This window comes from Acinetobacter soli (assembly GCF_018139125.1).
In the GTDB taxonomy this organism is placed as follows: domain Bacteria; phylum Pseudomonadota; class Gammaproteobacteria; order Pseudomonadales; family Moraxellaceae; genus Acinetobacter; species Acinetobacter soli.
In genome coordinates, this window is sequence record NZ_CP073241.1 from 2,682,000 (window position 1) to 2,703,014 (window position 21,015).

Genomic DNA, 21,015 nt, shown 5'->3' on the forward strand with positions numbered 1-21,015 from the left:
CTTTGATGATGTCAGATACTCATATTCCACTTCCCGAACGTTTACGTCCACGCGATTTATCAGAAATTATTGGACAAGATCATTTGCTGGGTGAACATGCGCCACTGCGTCAAATGATTGATCAGGGCCATTTGCCCTCGATTATTTTCTGGGGGCCACCCGGAGTGGGTAAAACCACCATTGCATTGCTGTTGGCACAGGCGGTAGACCGGCCTTTTATCAGTCTGTCTGCACTCAATACCGGGGTTAAAGAGCTGCGTGAGGTGATTGCCGAAAGTGGCGACCTGTTGACTCCCGTGGTATTTATTGACGAGATTCATCGGTTTAATAAATCGCAGCAAGATGCGCTGCTGAACGCGGTTGAAAAAGGCAAGATTACCCTGATTGGTGCCACCACCGAAAACCCGTCGTTTGAGGTGAATGGTGCGCTATTGTCGCGTTGTCAGGTATATACCTTGAATGTGCTCGATGCAAATGCCATTCAACGCTTAATTGATCGAGCGCTCGATTCGGATGCCTTTTTAAAAGCGCGCCATATTCATATTGAAGAATACGATGCGCTGCTTCAGTTCGCCGCTGGTGATGCCCGTAAGGCACTCAACCTGATCGACTTAATTGCCAGTACTTTTGAGCCTGATCAGGAAAATCTGGTCACCAATGCCGTAACGGTCAAGGTGGCGCAACAAAATATTGCCCGCTACGACAAATCGGGTGAACAGCATTACGATATCATTTCGGCCTTTATCAAATCGATTCGCGGGAGTGATCCGGATGCAGCGCTATACTGGATGGCACGAATGCTGAAAGGCGGGGAAGATCCCGTATTTATTGCACGGCGCATGCTGATTGCCGCTTCTGAAGATATTGGTAACTCCAATCCGAATGCATTGCTGTTGGCCGGAGAATGTTTTCGCTCAGTGCAGGCTGTGGGCATGCCCGAAGCGCGAATTATTTTGGGCCAGTGTGCCGTATATCTGGCTACGAGTCCGAAAAGTAACAGCACTTATCTGGCCATCGATCGAGCCTTGGCTTTGGCAGAAAAAACCGCCAATTTGCCTGTACCATTGCATTTACGCAACGCACCGACCAAACTGATGAAGCAGCAGGGCTATGGTGTGGATTATCTGTATCCACATCATTATCCGGAGCATTTTGTAGAGCAAGAGTATTTGCCGCCTGAACTCAAAGGCACCAAGCTGTACGAATACGCCAGAAACAAGCGTGAAGTCGAAGGTGAGCGTTTACAGCAACGTCGCTGGCAACACGAGCAGCAGCAACAATAATCAAAGGAACTCCCATCAAGAAAGATGAGAGTTCTATCAATAGAATTATGAGAAAAATAGGTAAAAAGAATGGATGTTGGAGCAGTTTTAATTCGATTAAAAGCGGACCGTCAAGATCAGGTCCAAGATTGGCAAAGCATTATCGAGCAGAGGAAATCAGAAGCCATTGAAACCTTAAAAGCAGAAGGTGTTCTGATTGAATCATGGTTTCATTTGGAGCTCGAGCATCATCATTATTTAATTGCATACATGCGCGCGCGAGATATTCAACATGCGCAACAGGTTGCGAAAACCAGTACCTTTGAAATCGATGCGATCCATAAAAAATTTAAAGAAAACTGGGATCGTGTCTATCCTGCAAAGTTATTGGTGGATTTAGAAAATGATACAACAGATAAAATGTCATAATGCTTAAGTAGATTATAACGGATCAAATACCATCGATCCGTTAATCATGAATATATCTTCAAGTTAATCTATTAAAAATGAACAATTTAAAAAATTATAATTTATAGTAAAAGTATGTTTCTAATATTTAAATAGATTTTTTATGCCAAATAAAACGGATGACAAATGATGTTATACTTATAGACAGATTTGTCTATAGAATAAATAGTGCTGATATAAAAGTGAAAAATAGTTTAAATCTGGATCATACAGTTAATAGCATCACTCATTTAAATAAAAATATGACGGTGTGTGGTGGAAATGCAGCGTTCTTTGAACGCATTAACATGGATGTCGCGGTATGTCAGCAACGCGATTTGCAAGATCTACTTCCAGATGACTGGTGGCAGCATATTTATCCCTTATTGCAACCCGCATTTGAGGGACACTCGGGACAGGCCTGCTGGCAGATTCAATGTCACAAGCAGGGCACTCTCTCTAAAATGGCCTTTGTATCGCCTTATTTTTCAGGCGATCAGCAGGTCGCGGGCATCACCCTCAGTGTGGTTGAACAAGCTGATCAGCTTAGCATGCAGCAGCAGCTTGCGAAAATTCTGAAAGATTTTGAAAACTACAAATTGGCGATCGATGCGCATTCGATTGTGGCCATCACCGATCATCGTGGCATCATCACCCATGTGAACGAGAAATTTTGTGATATCTCGCAGTATGAATATCACGAACTGGTGGGCAGCACGCATAAAATTATCAACTCGGGCTATCATCCACGGACATTTTTTAAAACCATGTGGAAAACCATTGCTCAAGGACAGATTTGGAAAGGTGAGATCTGTAATCGTACCAAACATGGCAATTTGTACTGGGTCGATACCACCATTGTGCCGCTTAAAGACAACAATGGTTTATTAAAGAATTATATTTCTATCCGAACCGATATCACGCAGTTGAAATCTTCCGAAGATCATGCCAAGTACATGGCGCTGTATGACGAATTAACCGGACTGCCCAATCGACGCTATGTCAAAGAGCGGCTAACGCAGGTGATTCAGGCCAGTAAAGACGAGCAACATCATAGTGCAATCATGATGATGGATCTGGACAACTTTAAAACGGTCAATGATACCTTGGGGCACGACTACGGCGATCATTTACTCAAAATGGTGGCGAAACGGGTCAGCAAATGTGTGCGGGAAACAGAAACCACGGCACGTCTGGGTGGTGATGAGCTGCTGATTATTCTGTCTCACTTAAGTGAAGATGAGGCCACAGCGCATCAGCAGGCACATTCGATTGCAGAGCGTATTTCTCAAGTGATTTATCAGCCTTTTGTACTTGAAAATCAGGTCATTCAAACCAGTGCCAGTATCGGAATTTTTGTATTTAAAGATGATTCCATTCCACAAAATGCACTGCTCAAATATGCGGATATGGCGCTTTATCAAGCCAAGGCCAACGGAAAAAACTGCATTTGTACCTTCGATCCTTTGATGGAATCGCAGGTGGTGTCACGCGCCTCGCTCATTTCAGATTTACGGCAGGCACTGATTCGAGATGAGTTCGAGTTGTATTATCAGGCTATTGTGGATCAGCATAAAACCATTATTGGCTATGAAGCATTATTGCGCTGGATTCATCCGGTACGGGGGCTGATTTTACCCGGCGAATTTATTGAACAGGCCGAGAAATCGGATCTGATCCATCATATTGGCAATCGCGTGTTACGGATGGCTTGTCAGCAGTTGTACCAATGGAGCCAGCATGAACATTCGGCGCACTGGACGGTATCGGTCAATATTAGTGTACAGCAATTTCGCCAATCCGATTTTGAAGACAACGTCATGCAGATCATTCGCGAAACAGAGGCCAATCCTCATCGCCTGCGTTTAGAACTGACCGAAAGTATGTTTTATCGCGATATGCACAGTTCAATTCAAAAAATGAAAAAACTGATTGAAATTGGCGTTCGCTTTTCGATGGACGATTTTGGCACGGGCTATTCATCGCTGAATTATTTGAAGCTATTGCCTTTAGATCAGCTCAAGATCGATCGATCCTTTGTAAAAAATATTGTGGATAATCCGCGCGATCTGGCGATTGTGAATACGATTATCCGTCTAGCGCATCTGCTTGATTTGAATATTGTCGCCGAAGGCGTCGAAACTCAAGAGCAGCTCGACTGCCTAAAAGAAAACCAATGCTTTAGTTTTCAGGGCTTTTTGTTTGGGCGACCACTACCGATCAAGACGCTGCACGATTAGTCCAGTTCTTCATTCACCTGTCCGTAAATCAGTAAGGTAAACACGCCTGTTCCTCCCAAAATATTGCCCAAGGTGGTCGGAAGTAAAAACTGAAGCACATAGTCATAAAGCGATGCCTGCCCCTGATATACCCAGTAGGCCATTTCTGCCGAGCCGACGATCACATGTGTAAATCCGCCCAAACCCATCAGATAGGTAATAAAGAAAATCAGTAAAAACTTGTTGGTGGCCGAAGGGAGCATCCAGACCAAGGATGCAATCAGGATACCCGCAGGGATTCCCTTAATAATATTGTCTGTGGCACTCAACGCAGCTACATGATGGGCCAGCTCGTGTAAAGCCTGATCAACTTCTGGTGGAAAAAGCTGGGCGTTGAGTAAAAATAAGGCCGCCAGCGCCGTTCCGATTAAATTGCAGACAAATACAATCCCCCACAGCCGAAATACGCCTTTGAGCTTATCAAAGGTAAACGGATTAAAGAGTGGAACCACCGTAGTAATGGTGTTTTCGGTAAAAAGTTGCATGTGTCCAATAATGACCAGTACAAATCCGACCGTGTAGCCCATGTTGGTGACCAGATCTACCCAAAGTGCATCTGCGGGCAAGTAGGCGGTTAGAATGGCTTTAAAAACAAAGGAGAAGCTGATAATCACGCCTGCGGTAATACCCGAGAAAATCAGCGCCTTGGTCGGACGGTTCAGCTCCTCAATGCCATCGCGGCGGATAATTTCATAAACCAAGCGGGGCGAAAGCTTTTCGTGTTCTTCCACTGCCATTCGCTCTTGCCAGCTTAGATTGTTGTCGTTTTTTTCTTTTTCAACCTCGGCTTTTTCTTTTTCAGTCTCGCTCATTGCAATTTCCTTTATTGTGATCATGTGATTTTGAAATGCATATAAGCCAGCATCTGGCATTGATTTATGCGTGTTATTCTCTTTATTTTTATAAGATTTTTACAAAGAGTCCAGTATTCAACGAGGTGATTTATGTAATCTTAGATCACTGAGGACGGTAGAAAAAAGTAGGCAATACATCCTGCAGATGAATTGCCCTGAACAGGTTTTAGGCGTGAGTTAAATGAATAAACGAACGTAATTCATCGGTTTGCGGTGCTGCAAATAATTCTTTAGCACGGCCGTATTCATGTACGCGACCTTCATGCATAAACAGCAAGTAGTCGCCCACGTCACGGGCAAAGCGCATTTCATGCGTGACCATGATCAAGGTCATGCCATCTTGGGCCAAGTCTCGTACGACTGCCAAAACTTCATTGACCAATTCTGGATCGAGTGCCGAGGTAATCTCGTCACAGAGCAAGATTTTAGGCGACATGGCCAATGCACGTGCAATCGCAACACGCTGCTGCTGTCCGCCAGAAAGCTGACTCGGCATGGCATCGGCTTTGTGTTTTAAACCAACTTTATCCAGCATCAGCATGGCCAGATCACGAGTCGCCGCCTTATCGACTTTTTTGACAATCTGGACCGCCAGCATCACATTTTGAATCACGCTCAAATGTGGAAATAAATTAAACTGCTGAAAAATCATCCCGACTTTCAGGCGCAGTGCCGTTAAATCGGTTTGCCCGACTTCAAGTAAGGTTCCATCGACCTCGATGTATCCTTCGTCGATGGTTTCGAGGCCATTGATTGATCGCAACAAAGTACTTTTGCCCGAACCACTGCGGCCAATAATCGACACCACTGAACCAGCTTCCACTTCTAGTCCAATACCTTTGAGTACATGGTGATCGCCAAAGCGTTTATGCAAATTATGAATGTGAAGCAGAGCCATGAAGTTTCTTCTCAAGATAAGCTGCCAAGGCAGATAGTGGATAACACAAGATGAAATAACCGATCGCAACCAATCCAAAAACCAAGAATGGTTCAAAGGTGGCGTTGGCCAGTACAGAACCAGTTTTGGTCAGTTCGGTAAAACCAATGATCGAGGTAACGGCAGTGGCTTTTACAATCTGTACGGAAAACCCGACTGTTGGTGCAATGGCGATACGAGTTGCCTGAGGCAAAATCACATAACGAAACTGCTGTAAACGCGTCATCGCAAGGCTTGCAGCCGCCTCCCATTGACCGCTTGGAATCGCTTGTACACAGCCGCGCCAGATTTCGGCAAAATAGGCAGCAGCATAGGCTGTGAGTGAAAAGGCAGCAGCAGCCCATGGTGAAATATCAATACCCAACAGTGACAGGCCAAAAAAGGTCATAAATAATTGAATCAGCAGCGGCGTACCCTGAAAAAATTCGATATACACCACAGCAACTTTTTGTAATATCGGATCTGGGTTAATCCGAAGCATCAGAACCAGTAAGCCACACAAGCCACCGAGCACAAACACCATCAGCGATAACAGCAATGACCAGCCCAAGCCATTCAGCAGATTTTGAATAATGTTCCAGAGCGTAAATTCTTGCATCATCATCATGATTAAACGCTCCCTTTAAAGCAGACACGTCCAATTCGCATCAAGATTGCGCGAACGCATACCGCCAACACCAGATACAGCACCGCCACCACAATATAGATTTCAAAGCCACGGAAATTACGCGACTGAATAAAGTTGGCGACAAAGGTGAGTTCTTCCATCGAAATTTGCGAACACACCGAAGAACCCAGCATCACAATAATAATTTGGCTACACAGCGCTGGCCAGACCCGACCCAGTGACGGTGGCAAAACCACATGTCGCAAAATTTGAAAGCGGGTCATGGCCAGTGAAGCTGCTGCCTCGATTTGACCTTTGGGCGTGGCCTGAATACCAGCACGAACGATTTCGGTACTATAAGCCCCCAAATTGATAATCATGGCCAAAATGGATGCAGTCCATGCATTCATGGTCACGCCAATGGCGGGTAAGCCAAAGAAAATAAAAAACAACTGCACCAGAAACGGGGTATTACGGATCACTTCGACATAAATCCGAAACAGGGCACTGACCGGTTGAATACGCCAAGCACGGCATGCTCCCCCAATCACCCCCAGTGCCAAGCCAAACACCGTACCAATCAGTGTTAGAACCACTGTACGGCCCAGCCCTTCGGCAATCATGCCGGTGTAGGGCAGAACACTGGAAAACTCAAACTCGTAGGCCATCTCGATCTCTCATTCAAACGGACGTGGGTGACATTAGAGTTGTTTTGGAAGAGGAGCACCCAACCATTGCACCGAAATTCGATTGAGCTGACCGTTACTTTTTGCGGTTTTAATAATGGCATTGAGCTTGCTTTGTAAAGCTGCTTCGCCTTTATTTAGACCGATATAACATGGCGAGTTTTTAATAATGAATTTGGTATCAAGCGGCTTTTTGCTAAAGTGTTTACTTAAGCTTCCCGCGACCACGTTGCCAGTTGCAATCAAATTCACCTGACCTGAGTAAAAAGCCGATACGGTCGAGTTATTGTCTTCAAAACGCTTAATGGTGGTTGAGCTTGGTGCGACTTTGCTCAGCTCTAAATCTTCGATTGAACCACGTGTGACGGCAATCGTTTTACCCGCTAAATCCGCAGCAGATTTTACCGCGATATTCTTTTGTCCAAACACGCCATTATAAAAAGGCGCATAGGGTCCAGCAAAATCAATGACTTTTTCTCGCTCAGGATTTTTACCTAAACTTGAAATCACCAAATCCACTTTTTTGGTGGTCAGATAGGGAATACGGTTGGCACTGGTGACTGGCACCAATTGCAATTTTACTCCTAAATCTTGTGCAATCAGTTTGGCCACATCAATATCGTAGCCCTGTGCTTTTAAATCGGTCCCCACAGTGCCAAATGGCGGAAAATCTTGCGGAATTGCAATTTTAATTACACCGGCTTTTTTAATATCGGCTAGGGCATCGGCATGAGCAAAGTTTGAAACTAAAACAGCAGAAAGCGTGGTTAAAGCAAAAACAAAGGATGTACGGTTTGACATGGTCACTCCAGCAAGCATAGGGGAGAACAGATTGTGTATCTAGATTTAGCAACAACCATGCCATGATGAAAAAAAGAAAATTAATTAATATAAGTATATGATTTTAAATTGCTTTAAGGTTTTCATAATTGAATCAATAAAAAGTTGGACTATTTAAAATGCTTAATAATGAGTATAAAAAAACGGAAATAGCCCCTTCTGGTAAGACCAGGTCAGACCAGAAGATAAACATCGATATCGAGGCTGAATCGAATACTAAAAAATATTTTTTAAAAAACTAATATTTTTCAGTATCTTAATATGGTTTATAGAGTGAAGTAAGTAGTGGATGAATGTTCTAGATGTATTAAAATGTACTTTTTTGGATCATTTTTGATCGATGCTTAATTTTTGCACCAGAATTGCCTTCGACGATAGACTAAGAAAATAAAGATGGAGCAAACATAAAAAAACAGCGCCAAGCGCTGTTTTTTTTTAAACACAAGACAATTAGATATCTGTTAAATCGATACCCAAGCGTGCTGCCACTTCTTCGTAGGCTTCAACCACGCCGCCTAAACCTTGGCGGAAACGGTCTTTATCAAGTTTCTTCTTGGTGTCTTTGTCCCACAAACGGCAACCGTCTGGAGAGAACTCATCACCAAGGACGATACGGTCGTGGAACACACCAAATTCAAGTTTGAAATCGACCAGAATCATGTTACCCGCATCAAACAATGCTTTTAACACATCATTGACTTGATAGGTAAGTTCTTTCATTTTAGCCAACTGATCCGCTGTCGCCCAGCCTAAAGCAATGGCTTGAGATTCGTTTACCATTGGATCGCCAAGGCCATCGTCTTTAAAGAACAATTCAAATGTTGGCGGAGTCAGTTCTTTGCCTTCTTCTACACCTAAGCGACGGCACAATGAACCTGCCGCATAGTTACGAATCACGCACTCGACTGGAATCATGTCGAGCTTTTTCACCAACACTTCGTTTGGTGTAAGCAGCTGTTCAAAATGCGTTTCGATACCTGCTTCGGCCAGTTTTTCCATAATAAAGGCATTAAAACGGTTGTTGACCTTGCCCTTACGATCTAGTTGTTCGATTTTTTCGCCATTGAACGCGGAGGCATCATCACGAAAGACTAAAATCAAATGGTCTGCGCTGTCTGTCTCGTATACAGATTTTGCTTTGCCAGTATAGAGCAAGGTTTGTTTTAACATGGGGGAACCTTTTTCAAAAAAAAATCGCCTAGAAAGTCTAGGCTGGCCAGTTTTGGTTAATCTGGTTTAACACTTGGTTGGCAGTCGCAGTATCGGCAAAGCTGTTACTTGGCGTAAACAGTGCCAGATTGTTACTTGTACCAACGGCAGTTAATCTGAGGACAAAAACTTGCTCACCCACTTTAATGGTGGCTTGATACGCATTTTTGTCTTGTGCAATCACGGTGTAGTTCATGCTGCTGAGCGTCGCCATGGTGTATTGCCATACCGCTTCTGATGGACCATCAATTTGCAATAACGGATTTTTGTTTCCATCGGTCACCAAACGCGGACGACTCATGCTCATGCTGGTATTAGATGCAGTTGCAGGTTGCGCTTGTACCTGTTCCGGACGAGGCGCTGCATAGCGGTTACCGCGTTTATTTTCAAAATTTGGTGCATGCTGAATTGCCAGATCATCAACAATCGGCGCCGGATACAGCGGTGTAAACGGGCGCATGGTTGCATTGGCAGGCAATTCAAGCGGAGCAACATTAGATGCCTTTTTATAGTCCAAAGAATGATTATTTAAACTCAAGCTGTTACAACCGGCCAAAGCGATACTGGCGATTGCGAAGGTAAACCCAAGACGTAACTGCATCATAATTTGCTCTTATTGAATAATTCCCGCAGCTTTTAGCTGATGACGGAGAGGTTCGCGATATTGTTCGGCGAGAGGAGTCAAAGGAAGACGAATTCCGGTTTCGATTAAGCCCATCTCATGTAGCGCCCATTTCACAGGAATTGGGTTCGATTCGCAAAACAGAATATTGTGTACATTTGCAACTTGCTCATTGAGCGATTTTGCCTGCTCCGACTCACCTTGCAAAGCAGTTGCACATAACTCACTCATTGCTTTAGGAATAATATTGGCAGTGACCGAAATATTGCCTTTGGCGCCAAGCGTAATCAATTCCCATGCGGTTTCGTCATCACCCGAATACACCGCCATATTGCCCTTTAAACCGTCGATCAATGCTTTGCCACGTGGCACGTCACCAGTTGCATCCTTAATGCCGATAATATTTGGAATCTCGGACAGACGGATTGCCGTCTCGTTCGACATATCCACGCCAGTACGGCCCGGAACGTTGTATAGAATTTGTGGAATATTTACGGCTTCTGCAATGGCTTTATAATGCTGATAAAGGCCTTCTTGTGTTGGTTTATTATAATATGGCGTCACCAAAAGTGCGGCATCTGCGCCAAGCTCTTTTGCGGCTTTTGTCAATTCAATGGCTTCATGAGTGGAATTTGCACCAGTACCTGCAATAATTGGAATACGTTTGTTCGCCACACGAATAATTTCTTTAATAACGGTTGTGTGTTCTTCCATGCTAAGTGTTGACGCTTCGCCAGTGGTGCCGACGGCGACAATACTGTTTGTACCTTGTTGGATATGCCACTCAACGAGCTTCTCAAGACCCTTCCAATCTACACTGCCATCTTTATACATAGGGGTGACGATTGCGACGATTGAACCTTGAATGGTCGGTGCTTGCTGAGTCATTTTAAAAAAATATCCTATTGTTCCATCCGGATGAAATAGTAAATACGAAAAGTGGACGGTCTGCAGTATTTTGAGTGTAAGTCACGGCCTAAACAAGTAGGCTGGATGACTATTATGCAAATTATGACTGATCAGAGAGATAAGAACAATATCCTTTGATCAAAGCATGTAAAAACTTTGACACAATACAAAGTCTCAAAAGGATGGTGTGGCCGATCTGTCACATAATCAGTGCGACGCATTGAATCATTGAATTTTTTAACATGACTTGTCAGCGGCGTATGAGTTGCTATGCTGTGAAATATTTAAAATATGATCGATTCCTCATATAAGAAAGACTGCTGAAGCGCTCTGCGACGGTGGGCATGAATTTCCATGGAGAGAAAAATGAAACAACCCAATCACGTTGCTTTAATTGTGGTCGATGTACAAAATGGATTTACGCCCGGTGGGCACCTCGCGGTTGCAGATGCCGATCAGATTATTCCGTGTATTAATCAGTTGGGTGCTTGTTTTGATACGATTGTCATCACGCAGGATTGGCATCCCGAAGATCATATTTCCTTTGCCCAAAATCATGCAGGTAAACAGCCATACCAGCACATTCAACTGCCTTATGGCGATCAGATTCTGTGGCCGAGCCATTGCGTTCAAGGGACGCATGATGCCGAGTTGCATCCCGCACTTGATTTGCCTTCGGCACAGTTAATTTTACGAAAAGGCGTTCACCGCGATATCGACAGTTACTCCGCTTTTATGGAAGCAGATCGTAAGACCACAACTGGTCTGGCGGCATATTTAAATGCGCGTGGTATCGATACTGTCTATATTGTGGGTATTGCGACCGATTTTTGTGTGGCATGGACTGCCATAGATGCCTGCGCGGCTGGGTTTGATAGCTACGTGGTGGTTGATGCCTGTAAAGCCATCGACATGAATGGCTCTTTACAGCATGCGTGGCAAGATATGTTAAAAGCAGGGGTGAAACGCATTTCATCGCGTGAGTTATTGAACTAGGTTCAGCAAGCATGCTTTTCATTTTTGGTTTTTAAAGGTTTTATCTCTTGATGACAGCTTTACTTCGTTTTACGGCATTTGTGCAAAAAACCTTTGCCCTTTGGGTGGTGGTCTTTGCTGCGCTGGCACTCTGGACGCCAGATTTATTTGTGTGGCTTAAAGCTTATATTCCATGGTTGCTGGGGATCATTATGCTGGGCATGGGCATGACCATGTCGCTAGACGATTTTCAAGGCATGCTGCGCCATCCTAAAGCCGTATTGATTGGCGTGGTGGCGCAGTTCGTGGTGATGCCGGGACTGGCCTTTTTACTGTGTCAATTATTTCAGTTTCCTTCAGCGATCGCGATTGGCGTGATTTTGGTGGGATGTTGTCCGGGTGGAACGGCATCGAATGTAATTACCTATATGGCGCGAGGCAACGTTGCGCTCTCGGTGGCATGTACCAGTGTTTCGACCTTGCTGGCCCCGCTGTTAACACCCGCTATTTTTTATCTGTTGGCCAGTCAATGGATTCAGATTGATGCCATATCGATGTTTGTATCGATTTTACAGGTAATTCTGGTGCCCATCGTGATTGGACTCTTGCTACGACGTTTTTTTACAGTGCAAGTGAATCGATATATCGATGTGATGCCGCTGATTTCAGTCGTGGCGATTGTTGCGATTGTGGCGGCAATTATTGGGGCCAGTAAAGCCGCGATTTTACAGTCGGGCGCGTTGATTTTATCTGTGGTGATACTGCATAACGGACTTGGGTTTTTAATTGGCTACTGGGCCAGTCGAGCATTTAAGCTCTCGCATCGCGATGGCAAGGCGATTGCGGTTGAAGTGGGGATGCAAAATTCAGGTTTAGGTGTGGCATTAGCAGCAGTTCATTTCGCGGCGTCACCATTGACCGCCGTACCGAGTGCCTTGTTTAGCTTATGGCATAACATCTCAGGCGCGTTGCTGGCGACTTATTGGGCGCGTCAAAGTCGTCACGAACCAGATACAACATCTGTTGATTAGTGTTGTCGTTGATACCAATCTTCAAGTTCATGTTCGGACAAAACATCAAATCCGTACTGTTTGAGCAGTGCGGCAGTTACGCCTAAACCTGCCTGTTTCTGGCCATTAAAATGCCCGTTATAAATAAAGTGTGAACCGCATGAGGGGCTATTCTCTTTAAGTACAATTGCGCTGGCATTATGCAGCTTTACAATGCGTAGTGCCTGATAGGCACCTTCGATGAAGGCGGCTGTAACATCTTCACCCGTCGCATCTATCACCCGTGCGCGACCAGCCAAAACATCCTCACCCGAACCGCCCTGAATTTCGGCAGCAGGGCGAGGGGTAGGTAATCCGCCCAAGCATTCGGGACAAATACTTTTGGCCAGACCTTGTGCCAGCAGACGTTGAACCAGTGCAACAGGACAACTTTTTGCATCGTAACGTACTGGTTCACCAGCCAAACAGGCACTGACCAAAATCATATTTATGCGTCTCGCAACACATCTTGCAATTCAGGGCGTTTATCAAATACCGATTTTGCATATGGGCAAAGTGGAATGACCTTGATTTGATCTTGTCGAGCAAAGTTGATCAATGCATCGAGTAACTCACGGCCAATGCCTCTTCCTCGATACGCACTTTCGACTTCGGTGTGGTCAATACTCAGGCTATGATCGCCTACCCAAGTAAAGTGCATTTCACCCGCGACTTTGTCGTCATCTAGGGCCTGAAACATGCCCTGTTTGCCATCTTCTATTTTTTGTATGTCCAAAGCATTCTCCTGCTTATACGATATTATGGGGCTGCTTATTGCGGCACGCCTCGAACATAGCATGAAAAATCAAAAAAATAGCGCCAGTATACATAACTCCTCAAAATTAGATTTCGCTCAATTCTTCAGCATGTAAAAACTGTGTATGATGTGGGGCGCGTTTGGTGCGTGTCCACTCGTCTAGCATCTCTTGTTTGATCTGATCGGTAATTTTTGCAATCTTTTCAGGCGAGCGCGGATCATCATAAGTGAGTTCGATACGGTGTCCATTCGGATCGAAAAAGTAAATCGAGTGGAAAATTCCGTGATTGGTCACGCCTAGAACGTCCACACCATTGTTTTCCAGATGTGCTTTGGCCTCAAGTAAGGTGGCTTCGTCTTTTACACGCAGTGCCAGATGCTGTACCCATTTCGGGGTATTTTCGTCTCGGCCCATATCCGGTTGATGTGGCAACTCAAAAAATGCCAGTACGTTGCCATTGCCCGCATCTAAAAACAGATGCATATATGGGTCGAAGGCTTTGGTTGAAGGCACATGATCTTCGGCAAAGGCCAAAATAAAATCCATATGCAGATTCTTTTTGTACCATTCGACGGTTTCTTTGGCATCTTTGCAGCGATAAGCCACATGGTGGATTTGTTCGATTTTAAATGTCATTCTCATGTCCTTATTTTATGCAGCATCGGGTTGTTGTTCTGGCGCCGCTTCAATAAACGCCGGGAGGGTCATACACTGTGCATAGACCGCTTCAATGAGTGGATAGGCGCTTAAATCAATTTGAAAGCGTTTGGCGTTATAAACTTGTGGAATCAGACAGCAATCTGCCATGGTCAGCTGATCACCAAAACAAAATTTACCTGCCGTCGCCTGTAATTGGGCTTCCAGGCTATTTAGGCCAGTCACGATCCAGTGCTGATACCATTGATTTTTTTCGATATCAGAGAGCTTAAGGGTGCCTGTTAAATATTGCAGTACCCGCAGGTTATTTAGCGGATGAATATCACAGGCAATATTGAGACAAAAGGCACGAACTTGGGCACGTAAATGGGCCGCTTGGGGCAAAAGTCTTGGATCTGGATATTGCTCTTCAAGATATTCAAGAATACTCAGCGACTGGGTCAGAACATGCTCTTGATCTTTTAAGGTCGGCACCAGCTCGCTCGGATTAAGCTGTGCATACGCAGGTGAGTGTTGCTGACCGCCATCTTGAAGTAAATGAACGGGTACAATTTCGGCAGTCAGTCCCTTAATGGCAAGTGCAATGCGGACTCGAAACGCCGCCGAGCTTCTAAAATAGCTATACAGTTGCATAGTCGGTGCGTTCCTGTGCTTCGGTTTCTTGAAAAGCGAATTGACGTGCCGGCAAGATCGTGCCTGTCACTTCGCCAAAGCCAATTCGTAAGCCATTTTTTTCACAATAGCCTTTCATGATTAGCGTATCGCCATCTTGTAAAAAGCCGCGCTGCTCACCGTTTGAAAGTTGTAATGGGCGCGTATTGTTCCATGTGAGTTCAAGCAGCGAGCCATAAGAATCTGGAGTCGGGCCAGAAATAGTACCTGACCCCATTAAGTCACCCACTTGTACATTACAGCCTGCCACCGTGTGATGGGTTAGTTGTTGTGCCATCGACCAGTACATATATTTAAAATTGGTGCTGCAAATCACATCTGCATGTTGTTGCTTGGCAGATTTGAGTTCTACCGATAAATGAATGTCGTAACTATTGGCCGAAAGATCTTCTTGTAAATAAGCCAGTGGCAGTGGATCTTGTTGTGGCGAATGCGTTCGAAACGGTTCAAGTGCCTCTAGCGTGACAATCCATGGCGAGATGGAAGAGGCAAAAGTTTTGGCATTGAACGGCCCGAGTGGTACATATTCCCACTGTTGCAAATCGCGCGCCGACCAGTCGTTAAACAGCACCACACCAAAAATATGATCCCATGCGTTTTCAATTGAAATCGGTTCACCTAGGTGAGTTGCCTTGCCCACAATAAAGCCTGTTTCCAGTTCAAAATCCAGCTTGCGACAGGCTGAAAAGACAGGACGCTCCTGATCGGGCAATTTGATTTGACCCGATGGACGCACAATATTGGTACCGCTTACCACCACCGAGCTGGCGCGTCCGTTATAGCCCACAGGTAGCTCAGACCAGTTCGGCAATAACGCATTTTTGGGGTCGCGAAACATGCAGCCCACATTGGTGGCGTGTTCTTTAGACGAATAAAAATCGGTATAGCCCGGAATATGTACAGGTAAATGCATCACCACATCGCTTTGCTGATAAAAAGCGTGCTGACGAAGTGCGGTGTTATCGCGAAGCGTCGATTCATTTTTAGACAATAAGCGCTGCAAGGTTTGTCGCGTGCTGTGCCAATAAGCTTTACCACTTTCAATAAATTTATTTAAGGTGGGTTGGTCGAAAAACTGTTCACCCTCTTGGAGAGTTAAAAGCCCTGCACGCTCAAGTGTCGCCAGATCGATCACCCAATCGCCGAGTGCCACGCCTACACGGCGTTTACCTGTTGTGGTTTCGCTAAAAATTCCGTAAGGCAAATTCTGAATAGGAAAATCCGAAGTCGGGGAAACCTCGATAAATGAAGATAAATGCGCGCTCATGTCAGCATTCCTTGGCATATCAGTAATCTCTTTATCTTTTATCATACGGATTTTTTATAATTACGCAATACGAAATTTATTTATGAATAATGTAATTATATTGATAGATAAAAATTTAAATAGATAAAAAAACCTGCAATAGATGCAGGTTGAATTGTTGATGCCAAATAGAATCTAAATTTAGCGGCTTATTTCACAAACATAAAAAAATCCACACAGCGATGCTTTTCTAGAGCATCGCTTGTGTGGATTTTTTAAGTAATTCAGTATGAGACTCTATTAAGTAGTATTTACAAAGTACTCTCATACAAAATTAGTTTTCAAAATCAGTTTCTTATTCTACAGTAACTGATTTTGCAAGGTTACGTGGCTGATCGACATCTGTACCACGCAATACCGCCACATGATACGACAGTAACTGTACCGGAATACTGTACACAATCGGTGCCAGCCAAGCATTCACATCTGGAATTAAAACCACATGCTGACGGTCTTTGTCGCGAATACCGCTGTTTTCATCGGCAAACACAAACAGTTCACCGCCACGTGCCTGAACTTCTTCCATATTCGATTTTAGTTTATCGAGCATATCGTCTTGCGGCGCCAAAATGACCACAGGCATCTCGTTATCGACCAAGGCCAACGGACCATGTTTTAATTCACCCGCGGCATAGCCTTCGGCATGAATATACGAAATTTCTTTCAGTTTTAATGCACCTTCAAGGGCAATCGGATAATGTGTACCACGGCCCAAGAACAAGCAGTGCTGCTTCTCAACAAACAGTTCAGATAAACGTAAAATTTCCGTATTGTGTTGCAAAGTATCGAGCATGACTTTTGGACAATGCCACAATTGCGATGCAATCTCTGAAATTTGTTCAGTGGCAATTTGCTGCTTCACCTGACCAATTTTCAAAATGAGCAGCATCAATGCTGCAAGCTGAGTGGTAAAGGCTTTGGTCGATGCCACGCCAATTTCTGGGCCTGCGAGGGTTAGCAAATGATGATCTGTTTCGCGTACCATCGATGACGTGGCCACGTTACAAATGGTCAGAGTCGAGATCTGAATATCTTTGGCTTTGGCACGCTTTTGTGTGTCACGTAGTGCTGCCAAGGTGTCGGCAGTTTCACCAGACTGAGAAATACAGATATACAAAGTATTCGCCACAATCACTGGTGAGCGATAACGAAACTCGCTAGCAATCTCCACCTGACACGGCACATTAATCAATTGCTCAAACCAGTACTTGGCAATCATACCAGCGTGGTAACTGGTACCGCAGGCAATAATCTGTACGTTTTGGATCTGTTTAAAATCCACTTCGGCCAAGTTCAAGAAATCATCACGCAATGCATTGCCATTTAAGGCTTGTGAAATGGTTTGTTGAATGGCTTCAGGCTGCTCATAAATCTCTTTGAGCATGTAGTGCTTGTATTCGCCTTTCGATGCATTACTGACCGCAGCATCAAGCTCCTTAACCGGACGCTCGATTTTTTCGCCATGTGCATAAATTTCAATGCTGTCACGAGTTAGACGGGCAATATCACCTTCTTCCAAATACACAAAGCGATTGGTCACAGGTAAAAGCGCCAACTGATCTGAACTGATAAAGTTTTCACCAATCCCCACACCAATCACCAAAGGCGAACCTTCGCGTACGGTGATCAACTCATCTGGATGATCCTTATGCACAATACCGAGCGCATAAGCGCCTTTAAGCTCTGGCACTACGCTACGAACCGCATCGAGCAAACTGGTCTGCTCTTTAAGCGCGTGATGTACCAGATGCGCCACGACTTCGGTGTCGGTTTGTGAGGTAAAGACATAGCCTAGCGCCTCTAGGTCGTCTTTAAGCTCTTGATAGTTTTCAATAATACCGTTGTGCACCACAGCCACATCACCCGAAATATGCGGATGTGCATTGTGTTCGGTCGGTTTACCATGCGTGGCCCAGCGTGTATGTGCAATACCTAAAGAGCCGCTTAATTTGCTCTGTGCAACGGCCTCGGCCAAATTGGCCACTTTTCCTACACGGCGCTCGCGCAGAATATGCGATGGACTCACCAATGCAACGCCCGCAGAGTCGTATCCGCGGTATTCAAGGCGTTTGAGACCTTCAATTAAAATCTCACTAATGTTGCGTTCTGCAACGCCTCCGACGATACCACACATGCCTAATACCTCTTATTTTTTCAACTTTTGCGGACGTTGATAATTTGCTTTTTCAATTTGTTGCGCGCGTTCAAATGCCAGTGCATTGTCGCTCACATCACGGGTAATCACCGAACCTGCACCCACGGTCGCACCATTACCAATATGCACAGGTGCAACCAGTGAACTGTTGGAGCCAATAAATGCAGCATCGCCAATCACGGTTTTAAATTTATTCGCACCATCATAATTGCAGGTAATGGTCCCTGCACCAATATTCGAACCGGCACCAACTTCGGCATCGCCCAGATAGGTAAAATGGTTGGCTTTTGAGCCGACGCCGATACGGGTATTTTTCACTTCAACGAAGTTGCCGATGTGTACGTCGTTGGCCAGCTCTGCACCTGGACGCAAGCGCGCAAATGGTCCGATCAGGGTATTTTCACCCACAACCGCATTTTCAAACACGCTGTAAGGTTGCACTTTTGTGCCAGCAGCAATACGGGTATTTTTTAATACGCAACCTGCGCCAATTTCGACAAAATCGCCCAGTTCACAGTCACCTTCAATAATCACATTGATATCGATTTTGACATCTTGTCCGATTTTGAGCGTACCACGTACATCAAAACGAGCCGGATCACTCAAGGTGAGACCCTGCTGCATCAGGCTTTTGGCTTGTTGCAATTGAAATTCGCGCTCGAGCGCTGCCAGTTGTAGACGGTCATTGACGCCTTCTACTTCATAGGCCAGTTCGGGCTGAATTGATGCAATTTCCAAACCGTCGGCAACGGCCATGGCCACAATATCGGTGAGATAGTATTCACCTTGGGCGTTGTTATTCGATAGCTTTGGTAACCATGCGTGCAGTTTCTGATTACTGACGCAATAGATGCCGGTATTGATTTCCTGAATCTGACGCTGTTGCTCAGTGGCATCTTTATGTTCCACAATCGCCTGAATCTTGTCGTTGTCACGAATGATGCGTCCATATCCGGTCGGATTGTCCACATTGAGCGTGATCATGCCAATGCCTGTCGCACTTGATACGGCAAGGAGCTGATCGAGAGTTTCTTGGCGCACCAACGGCACATCGCCATACAAAATCAGTGACATGCCTTCTTGTGGTAACACGGGTAACGTCATCTGAACCGCATGACCTGTGCCCAGTTGTTCGGCTTGCTCAACCCACTGAATATTTTCTTGCTGAAATTGTTGCTGAACGTGTTCACCACCGTGTCCATAGATGGTAATAATATTTTGTGCATGCAGTTGTTTTGCCGTTTGAATGACGTGTCCGAGCAAAGGACGGCCCGCCAAAGGCTGTAATACTTTAGGAAGGCTAGAGCGCATACGCGTTCCTTTGCCCGCAGCAAGAATAATAACGGTCGTTGTCATGAATAACCTACTTAACGGTTTAGACCAGTGATAAATATATCAAAATACACAGTGCAGCCCAGAGCCCTGCAATCAGATCATCAAGCATAATGCCAAATCCGCCATGCACCTGTCGATCAATCACTCGAATGGGCCACGGCTTCCACACATCGAACAGCCGGAATAGGGCAAAACTGATGAGGGCCCATTTTACATCCATTACATTAAAATAGATTAAAGGCAATACGGTAATCGATTGTCCTGCAAATTCGTCCCAGACAATCCGGCCATCATCGTGTACACCCATCAGTTCTGCGGTTTTCCCACAGAAAAAAATCCCGATTACACTCATCAGTGCAATCAGAGCCACACTTGGATAAAAACCGATCCAGACCCAAAACGGAATGAACAGTAAGGCAAAGGCCGAGCCAAAAGTGCCGGGTGCTTTGGGCGCCAAGCCTGAACCAAAGCCAACACCACAAAATACGATGCAGCGATTGAACCAAGACATGCGTTTGAAGTCGATTGAAGGTTTAGGCAAAGTGTTGGTATCCATGCAGTTGAAGCGGGTAGTCCTGTCCTTGATAATGATAGGTCAATTGTTGTTGTGCGGTAATCTGACCAATTTTTGTGATTTTGGTATCGAGAGAATACTGTTGAAGTTGTTCAAAATGTTCAGGTGAAATGGTAAAACACAGCTCATAGTCGTCGCCCCCTGCAAGTGCAAACTGCCACTTGGCTGTATTTTCAAGCGCTTCGAGTGCAGGGTCGAGCGGTAGCTGCTCAAGATCGAGCTGCGCCCCAACATGAGATGCTTTTAAAATATGCCCCAGATCTTGGGCCAAACCGTCGGACACATCAATCATGCTTGATGCAAGCCCTTTCAGGCGTTGTCCGAGTTCGCAGCGTGGTGTTGGATAATCCAGTCGCTGCTGCAAGGCAGAGCCTAAATGTGCCAGACCATAGGCAGCGTCACCCACTTGACCACTGACCACCACATAGTCACCCACCTGTGCGCCAGATCGGCATACGGCTTGCTGCAGATCGACATAACCAAGCGCCGTCACCGTAATGGTGAGGTGCGGGCTCTGTGTGGTATCACCACCAATCAGGTGTACCCCAAATTGATCACAGCATTGATATAGGCCACGACTAAACTCACTTAACCAGTCATGATCGACTTTAGGAAGGCTAAGTGCCAGCAAAATACTGTGTGGTTTAGCTCCCATTGCAGCAATATCAGACAAATTAACTGCAACACTTTTCCAGCCAATGGCATGGGCAGAGGTGCTAAGTGGAAAATGCCGACCCGCAATCAGGGTATCTGTACAAATGACCAGTTGCTGGCCATGTGGCGGCGTAAGCAGGGCTGAGTCGTCACCAACACCGAGTTCATCGCCATGTAAGGCCGAACGGGAAAAATATTGGTCAATTACAGAAAACTCAGCCATGCACG

General features: G+C 45.2%; 22 protein-coding genes. 5 read left to right on the forward strand and 17 right to left on the reverse strand.

The window, feature by feature from the left end; translation table 11 throughout:
- Positions 1–8: 8 nt before the first annotated feature.
- The 3 genes from KCV09_RS12345 to KCV09_RS12355 all read left to right on the forward strand — a co-directional run bounded on the left by KCV09_RS12345 (position 9) and on the right by KCV09_RS12355 (position 3,949).
- Positions 9–1,283, forward strand: a complete 1,275-nt coding sequence (locus KCV09_RS12345) for a replication-associated recombination protein A (protein ID WP_171497712.1) — start codon at positions 9–11, stop codon at positions 1,281–1,283.
- 69 nt (positions 1,284–1,352) lie between these two features.
- Positions 1,353–1,691: a DUF6176 family protein gene (locus KCV09_RS12350; RefSeq protein WP_025096027.1), complete on the forward strand. Its 339-nt coding sequence runs from the start codon at positions 1,353–1,355 to the stop codon at positions 1,689–1,691.
- A 221-nt stretch (positions 1,692–1,912) separates the two neighbouring features.
- Complete coding sequence (locus KCV09_RS12355) at positions 1,913–3,949, forward strand: putative bifunctional diguanylate cyclase/phosphodiesterase (protein WP_151820156.1); 2,037 nt, start codon at positions 1,913–1,915, stop codon at positions 3,947–3,949.
- Here the strand turns inward: KCV09_RS12355 and KCV09_RS12360 are convergent.
- The 8 genes from KCV09_RS12360 to dapA all read right to left on the reverse strand — a co-directional run bounded on the left by KCV09_RS12360 (position 3,946) and on the right by dapA (position 10,631).
- Positions 3,946–4,800: a formate/nitrite transporter family protein gene (locus tag KCV09_RS12360; RefSeq protein WP_048765360.1), complete on the reverse strand. Its 855-nt coding sequence runs from the start codon at positions 4,798–4,800 to the stop codon at positions 3,946–3,948. The two genes, KCV09_RS12355 and KCV09_RS12360, sit on opposite strands and share 4 nt — an antisense overlap.
- 208 nt (positions 4,801–5,008) lie before the next feature.
- On the reverse strand, positions 5,009–5,740 hold the full coding sequence (locus KCV09_RS12365) for an amino acid ABC transporter ATP-binding protein (protein ID WP_004933673.1): 732 nt from the start codon (positions 5,738–5,740) through the stop codon (positions 5,009–5,011).
- A complete protein-coding gene (locus KCV09_RS12370; protein WP_004944662.1) occupies positions 5,718–6,386 on the reverse strand; it encodes an amino acid ABC transporter permease in 669 nt (222 codons plus the stop codon). Before KCV09_RS12370 ends, KCV09_RS12365 begins: the two co-directional genes overlap by 23 nt.
- Before the next feature lie 2 nt (positions 6,387–6,388).
- Positions 6,389–7,054, reverse strand: coding sequence for an amino acid ABC transporter permease (locus KCV09_RS12375; protein WP_004944663.1), 666 nt, complete (start codon positions 7,052–7,054; stop codon positions 6,389–6,391).
- 33 nt (positions 7,055–7,087) lie between these two features.
- Entirely contained in the window at positions 7,088–7,873 is a 786-nt protein-coding gene (locus KCV09_RS12380) for a transporter substrate-binding domain-containing protein (protein ID WP_151816091.1), read from the reverse strand.
- A gap of 489 nt (positions 7,874–8,362) precedes the next feature.
- On the reverse strand, positions 8,363–9,082 hold the full coding sequence (purC, locus tag KCV09_RS12385) for a phosphoribosylaminoimidazolesuccinocarboxamide synthase (protein WP_004933683.1): 720 nt from the start codon (positions 9,080–9,082) through the stop codon (positions 8,363–8,365).
- A 37-nt stretch (positions 9,083–9,119) separates the two neighbouring features.
- Positions 9,120–9,725, reverse strand: a complete 606-nt coding sequence (locus KCV09_RS12390; RefSeq protein ID WP_004933685.1) for a hypothetical protein — start codon at positions 9,723–9,725, stop codon at positions 9,120–9,122.
- Between the two features lie 9 nt (positions 9,726–9,734).
- Entirely contained in the window at positions 9,735–10,631 is an 897-nt protein-coding gene (gene dapA / locus KCV09_RS12395) for a 4-hydroxy-tetrahydrodipicolinate synthase (protein WP_119025534.1), read from the reverse strand.
- A gap of 387 nt (positions 10,632–11,018) precedes the next feature.
- On the opposite strand from dapA, the gene pncA reads away from it, so the two are divergent.
- Together pncA and KCV09_RS12405 are read left to right on the forward strand one after the other, a co-directional pair.
- Complete coding sequence (gene pncA, locus KCV09_RS12400) at positions 11,019–11,648, forward strand: bifunctional nicotinamidase/pyrazinamidase (RefSeq protein ID WP_212515223.1); 630 nt, start codon at positions 11,019–11,021, stop codon at positions 11,646–11,648.
- A 50-nt stretch (positions 11,649–11,698) separates the two neighbouring features.
- Positions 11,699–12,658, forward strand: a complete 960-nt coding sequence (locus KCV09_RS12405; RefSeq protein ID WP_212515224.1) for a bile acid:sodium symporter family protein — start codon at positions 11,699–11,701, stop codon at positions 12,656–12,658.
- On the opposite strand, the gene KCV09_RS12410 is transcribed toward KCV09_RS12405, so the two are convergent.
- The 9 genes from KCV09_RS12410 to thiL form a co-directional block, all read right to left on the reverse strand.
- Complete coding sequence (locus KCV09_RS12410) at positions 12,655–13,122, reverse strand: DUF523 domain-containing protein (protein WP_025094601.1); 468 nt, start codon at positions 13,120–13,122, stop codon at positions 12,655–12,657. The two genes, KCV09_RS12405 and KCV09_RS12410, sit on opposite strands and share 4 nt — an antisense overlap.
- Before the next feature lie 2 nt (positions 13,123–13,124).
- Positions 13,125–13,412 (reverse strand): GNAT family N-acetyltransferase, encoded by a 288-nt coding sequence (locus KCV09_RS12415; protein WP_004933696.1) that lies wholly within the window; start codon positions 13,410–13,412, stop codon positions 13,125–13,127.
- A 106-nt stretch (positions 13,413–13,518) separates the two neighbouring features.
- Positions 13,519–14,070, reverse strand: coding sequence for a VOC family protein (locus tag KCV09_RS12420; protein WP_004933698.1), 552 nt, complete (start codon positions 14,068–14,070; stop codon positions 13,519–13,521).
- 15 nt (positions 14,071–14,085) lie between these two features.
- Complete coding sequence (maiA, locus tag KCV09_RS12425) at positions 14,086–14,724, reverse strand: maleylacetoacetate isomerase (protein WP_088458640.1); 639 nt, start codon at positions 14,722–14,724, stop codon at positions 14,086–14,088.
- Positions 14,711–16,030, reverse strand: coding sequence for a fumarylacetoacetase (gene fahA / locus KCV09_RS12430; RefSeq protein WP_212515225.1), 1,320 nt, complete (start codon positions 16,028–16,030; stop codon positions 14,711–14,713). The genes maiA and fahA overlap by 14 nt, the downstream gene beginning before the upstream one ends.
- A 334-nt stretch (positions 16,031–16,364) precedes the next feature.
- The gene (glmS, locus tag KCV09_RS12435) at positions 16,365–18,203 is read right to left on the reverse strand and encodes a glutamine--fructose-6-phosphate transaminase (isomerizing) (RefSeq protein WP_151815482.1); all 1,839 of its coding nucleotides are present in this window, start codon (positions 18,201–18,203) and stop codon (positions 16,365–16,367) included.
- 12 nt (positions 18,204–18,215) lie between these two features.
- Positions 18,216–19,580: a bifunctional UDP-N-acetylglucosamine diphosphorylase/glucosamine-1-phosphate N-acetyltransferase GlmU gene (gene glmU, locus KCV09_RS12440; protein WP_004944682.1), complete on the reverse strand. Its 1,365-nt coding sequence runs from the start codon at positions 19,578–19,580 to the stop codon at positions 18,216–18,218.
- 19 nt (positions 19,581–19,599) lie between these two features.
- Positions 19,600–20,115, reverse strand: coding sequence for a phosphatidylglycerophosphatase A family protein (locus tag KCV09_RS12445; RefSeq protein WP_004944685.1), 516 nt, complete (start codon positions 20,113–20,115; stop codon positions 19,600–19,602).
- Positions 20,093–21,010, reverse strand: a complete 918-nt coding sequence (thiL, locus tag KCV09_RS12450) for a thiamine-phosphate kinase (protein ID WP_212515226.1) — start codon at positions 21,008–21,010, stop codon at positions 20,093–20,095. Before thiL ends, KCV09_RS12445 begins: the two co-directional genes overlap by 23 nt.
- Positions 21,011–21,015: the final 5 nt, after the last annotated feature.